Genomic DNA, 5275 nt, shown 5'->3' with positions numbered 1-5275 from the left:
CCTAGGACTAGATTGTGAGTAATATCTGAGTAACTCAATAGGATATAGGGGTTGAGCAATAACCCGCTATCGCTATCAGGATAAGGGTTAATTGTGAACGGAGAGGGAGGGATTCGAACCCTCGGAGAGGCTGAACACCCCTCAACAGATTAGCAATCTGCCGCTTTCGACCACTCAGCCACCTCTCCCAGTGACATCATTCTAATATAACTGATTCTCACCAATAAGTCTAGTCCTGTCGGCAAAAAATTTTCTCGATTTTCTCAGAGATTTTAATGGCCCGTTGATTCTCGATTGATAATCCCATTGAGGAAAATATCAGTCAGTCCTTCGGCCATTTCCTGCATATCGGAGGGGGAGGCGGCTGGGTCAATAATAGTGCGATAACTGAAGCCAGCGACCGCAAACATACCCAAAAATACCTGGGCGACCATACGGGGATTCATGGGACGATACACGCCCTTCTCCATAGCGGTTTGAAAGAAAGCCTCAGCCACGTCTGTCATTTTAGCAATAATTTCTGACTGAATGCGATCGCTCAATTCCGGGTGAAACTGCGCTTCTAGGAAACAAACCCGCAGCAAATCGGCGTTACTATCCAGACCCATCATCCGATGTCGCATAATTTGGGAAATCCCTTGATAATTAGCCACCTCACTCAATTCTGTGAGTAAATCCGTCAAAATCTCAACCCATCCCTGAGTCACGACCTCGACCAAAATGGCCTTTTTATTAGGAAAGTAGCGAAATATAGTCCCCTCCGCCACTCCCACCTTAGCAGCCAAGTCCTTGATAGTAGTTGCTTCATAGCCACGTCGCGCAAAAAGTTTAGTCGCCGCTTTCAGGATACGAGTAGGTATGTCAACTTCTCGGGGTGGAGATTGATTAAAGATGTTCATAAATAAATAGAAACTGTGGGGGAGATAATTATCAAAACCCTGAGTTGATGCTATGATAGGCAATTCGCCAGAAGAGTCAAGAGTGGATGAGACATTGTAGTTTAAGAATAGTATTTTTCATGAATAGCAGTTAACGGGGGAGTATGTCAATATATAAACTATGATCTAAACCAGAAACTACAAAATCTTTATGAATCTAAGTTGGTTCGTGACTTCACCTAAGCACCATCAAAAACGATTACCCCCTTGGCTAAAACAATTTCTGCTGTTGCTGTTAGCAATTGTCCTGGGGGTGACTACTTGGGGACAGCCAACCCAAGCTGATGAACTTCCCAGCCCTTCGCCATCTATCCAACCTTACTTAGATCGAGTTATCGATAAGGTGAGCGAATTTCGCCTAGATAATGGGATGAAGTTTATAGTCTTACAAAGAAATCAAGCCCCCGTGGTTTCTTTTTTAATTCATGCAGATGTTGGGGGTGTTGATGAACCGGAAGGACAAACGGGGGTAGCCCATTATTTAGAACATCTGGCTTTTAAAGGGACTCAACGAATTGGGACGAGTAATTATGCAGCGGAAAAACCACTTTTAGATAAACTAGATCAACTATTTGACCGTATCCTAGTCGCTCAAAATCAGGGTAATACTGAGGAATTAGCTAAACTGACTGCCGAATTTATGAAGGTGGAAAAACAAGCGTCTGAGTATGTTAACCAAAACGAATTTGGGCGGATTGTTGAACAATCGGGGGGAGTGGGAATGAATGCTACTACTTCTGCTGATGAAACGAGATATTTCTACAGTCTACCGTCGAATAAATTAGAATTGTGGATGTCTCTGGAGTCGGAGAGATTTTTAGAACCTGTATTCCGAGAATTCTTTAAGGAAAAAGAGGTAATTCTGGAAGAAAGAAGACTGCGGACTGATAATTCTCCGGTGGGTCAAATGGTGGAGGCTTTCGCTGAAACGGCGTTTCAAGTACACCCCTATCGTCGTCCGGTGATTGGTTATTTAGAGGATTTGCAAAGGATGACCCGCCCAAATGTTCAGGATTTCTTTGATACCTATTATGTACCGAGTAATTTGACTGTAGCGGTGGTGGGAGATGTAGATCCATTACAGGTTAAAAAACTGGCTCAAATCTACTTTGGTCGCTATCCATCTCGACCTCATCCCCCACAACTTGAGGTGACGGAACCTCCACAACTTGAAACTCGCGAAATCACTAAATATCTACGTTCTCAACCTTGGTATTTAGAAGGGTATCATCGCCCGGCTATCAGTGACCCAGACCATGTGGTTATAGATGCGATCGCCAGTATTCTTAGCAGTGGTCGCACTTCCCGGTTATATCAATCTTTGGTAGAACAAAAACAGGTAGCCCTCGCCGCCCAAGGAATTAGCAGTTATCCGGGAAATAAACATGATAATTTGATGTTGTTTTATGCGTTAACTTCCCCTAATCATACGGTGGATGATGTGGCGGCTGCTTTACAAGTGGAAATAGACCGCCTCAAAAATGAACTGGTTTCTCCCCGGGAATTAGAAAGGGTAAAAACTCAGGCGCGGGCGAGTTTATTGCGATCGCTTGATTCTAATATGGGGATGGCTTTTGCTTTAGTTAACTATGAGGTGAAAACTGGATCTTGGCGGCATTTATTTGAAACTTTGGATGCCATTTCTGCTATCACTCCCCAAGATATTCAAAGGGTCGCCCAGGCTACTTTCCGCCCGGAAAATCGCACGGTGGGTCGTCTTTTATCGCAAAATTAATGTACCACTTCCTAATAATATGCAATTGACAACCTCTATGAAATTGAAAAAATCCAGGTTATTACTAATGGCGATCGCCTGTCTAACCCTGGTCATGACAGTGGTTTGGCATTCCCCCGCCGTCGCCGGAGTTCCCAAACATTATCGGGAACTAGAATTCCCTCCCCTTCGCACTTTGGAACTTCCCGAATACAGTCGCTATCAACTTGAAAATGGTATTGTTATTTACCTGATGGAAGACCGGGAACTTCCTTTAGTTAGGGGAAGTGCTATCTTTAAAACTGGCAGCCGTTTTGAGCCCAATAATAAGGTAGGATTAGCTAGTTTAACGGGGAGTTTAATGCGCGATGGGGGAACTAAAAAACATCCCCCTCAAGTGTTAAATGAAATCCTGGAACACAAAGCCGCATCGGTAGAAACGGGAATTAGTGATACTATGGGAAATGCGGGTTTTAGCGCCCTAAGTGAGGATCTCGATGGGGTATTTAGTTTATTTGCAGAAGTGATTAGAGAACCGGCTTTTGATCCTCAACAATTAGAGTTAGCTAAAAATCAAATGCGAGGGGCGATCGCTCGTCGGAATGACGACCCTCAACGCATAGCTAGTCGGGAATTTCAGAAGCTAATTTATGGCTCCAAAAGTCCCTACGCCCGCAGTGTGGAATATGACCATTTATCACAGATTTCTCGGTCAGATTTAGTCAAGTTTCATCAACAATATTTTCACCCTCAAAATATGATTTTGGGGATTGTGGGAGATTTTGATTCCGCTGAAATGCGATCGCTCATTGCGGAAAAGTTCGGAGATTGGAAATCTAGCCGCGAAGCTATAAATCCTCCCCTTCCTGATGTTAATCAGGTTAATCTGGGTGGGGTGTTTATGATTGACCAACCCCAACTAACTCAAAGTTATGTGCAGATGGGACATTTAGGCGGTAAGGCTAATAATCCTGATTACCCGGCGCTAATGGTGCTTAATGGTGTGATGAATGGCTTTGGTGGTAGGCTATTTAATGAAGTGCGATCGCGTCAAGGTTTAGCCTATTCTGTGTATGGAGTATGGAGTCCTAATTTTGATTATCCCGGCTTATTTATTTCTGGGGGTCAAACTCGTTCAGATACCACTGTTCCATTAATTCAGGCTATGAAATCCGAAATTAAGCGCATACGCACCGAACCCATTACCGCCGAGGAATTGAACTACGCCAAGGAATCAACCCTTAATTCTTTTGTGTTTAATTTCGCTTCCGGCGACCAAACCCTTTCTCGTTTGATGCGTTATGAATACTTCGGTTATCCCGCCGATTTTATCTTCAACTACCGTCGTCAAGTTGAGGAAACCACCATTGAGGATGTTCAGAGGGTGGCGGCTGAGTATCTCCAACCGGAAAAGCTGGTGATTTTAGTGGTGGGTAATCAAAATAGTATTGACCCCCCCCTTAATAGCTTGAATGAGGATGTCAAAGTTACCTCGATTGATATTACTATCCCCAATCAAACCTAGGTATTTTCAGGGGATGAAATTCCTCATTGACAAAAATCTCCCTCTCTCGGTCTCTCTCTGGGAGAGGGTGATCACCTACCCCTTGCCGCATTCAAGATGGTAGAATCTTTCTGGTAGGGGTAAAATGTCAAGGCTTAATGTTGCAGTAAAACGACGGTAGCAATTCCTAAGACAAAGAAACCAAAGAATTTTTGTAGTCGTTTACCGTCAATAAACTGATTCAAATAAGCGCCGCCGAGAGTCCCTAAACTAGCAGCTATGGTCATGGAAAAGGTGAGAGACCAATTGATGGGAACTTGTCCTAAATAGCCGATAATGCCAGCAATAGAGTTAAATGTGATAATTAATAAGGAGGTGCCGATCGCCTCTTTAATCGGAATTCCCCCCAGTAATACCAATACTGGTACGATCGCAAATCCACCCCCAACCCCGACAAATCCGGTAATTACACCTACCCCTAATCCCCCCAGGGGAATTAACCACCAGCGAGAATTGTCTTTAGCGACAGAGGGATCAACCGCCTTGGGGACATGATTACTGCGGGAAATCATCAATATACTAGCCAGTAAAGCGATCGCCCCAAAAGTCATCATTTGAATGGTATCAGTAATCCCAGGAAAAGAGGCTAAACGAGCGCCAAAATAAGCCCCTATCATCGCCGTTGGGGTAAAAATAGCAAAAGTCTTAAAATTCACGTTTCCACGCCGCCAATGGGGTAACATCCCCAGCAAACTGACTGAACCGACAATGGCTAGACTCATGGCGATCGCTTCTCTAGTCCCTATTCCCATGATATAAACGAGAACCGGAACGGCTAGAATTGACCCTCCGCCTCCAATTAAACCCAGACTCAAACCAATACAAATAGCGAGGAGATGTCCGACAATCAAAATAAGCATTAATCTATTAAAAAATAGGGAAAATTAAAAAACCTTTTAGGGGCGGGTTCTGTAGGGGCGGGTTCTGTAGGGGCGGGTTCTGTAGGGGCGGGTTCTACAGTCAGCTTTGATGTATCACCAGAAACATAGATAAACCCGCCCTTTCTTTCTTACCAGTCAGCTTTGGTGTATCACCAGAAACATAGATAAACCCGCCCTT

At 44.1% G+C, this 5275-nt stretch carries 4 protein-coding genes and 1 tRNA gene; 2 read left to right on the top strand and 3 right to left on the bottom strand.

What is annotated here, in order from left to right; translation table 11 throughout:
• Positions 1-98: 98 nt before the first annotated feature.
• A tRNA-Ser gene (locus P5674_RS22965) sits at positions 99-188 on the bottom strand.
• An 84-nt stretch (positions 189-272) separates the two neighbouring features.
• A complete protein-coding gene (locus P5674_RS22960; RefSeq protein ID WP_006616520.1) occupies positions 273-899 on the bottom strand; it encodes a TetR/AcrR family transcriptional regulator in 627 nt (208 codons plus the stop codon).
• Positions 900-1089: 190 nt separating this feature from the next.
• Here P5674_RS22960 and P5674_RS22955 point away from each other — a divergent pair, with 190 nt between their 5' ends.
• Positions 1090-2673, top strand: a complete 1584-nt coding sequence (locus tag P5674_RS22955; protein ID WP_006616519.1) for a M16 family metallopeptidase — start codon at positions 1090-1092, stop codon at positions 2671-2673.
• 19 nt (positions 2674-2692) lie between these two features.
• Positions 2693-4177, top strand: a complete 1485-nt coding sequence (locus tag P5674_RS22950; protein ID WP_014275322.1) for a M16 family metallopeptidase — start codon at positions 2693-2695, stop codon at positions 4175-4177.
• Between the two features lie 134 nt (positions 4178-4311).
• On the opposite strand, the gene P5674_RS22945 is transcribed toward P5674_RS22950, so the two are convergent.
• Entirely contained in the window at positions 4312-5076 is a 765-nt protein-coding gene (locus P5674_RS22945) for a sulfite exporter TauE/SafE family protein (RefSeq protein ID WP_006616517.1), read from the bottom strand.
• Positions 5077-5275: the final 199 nt, after the last annotated feature.

The organism is Limnospira sp. PMC 289.06 (genome assembly GCF_032350395.1).
In the GTDB taxonomy this organism is placed as follows: domain Bacteria; phylum Cyanobacteriota; class Cyanobacteriia; order Cyanobacteriales; family Microcoleaceae; genus Limnospira; species Limnospira platensis.
This window is presented reverse-complemented; position numbering and strand designations above follow the sequence as displayed.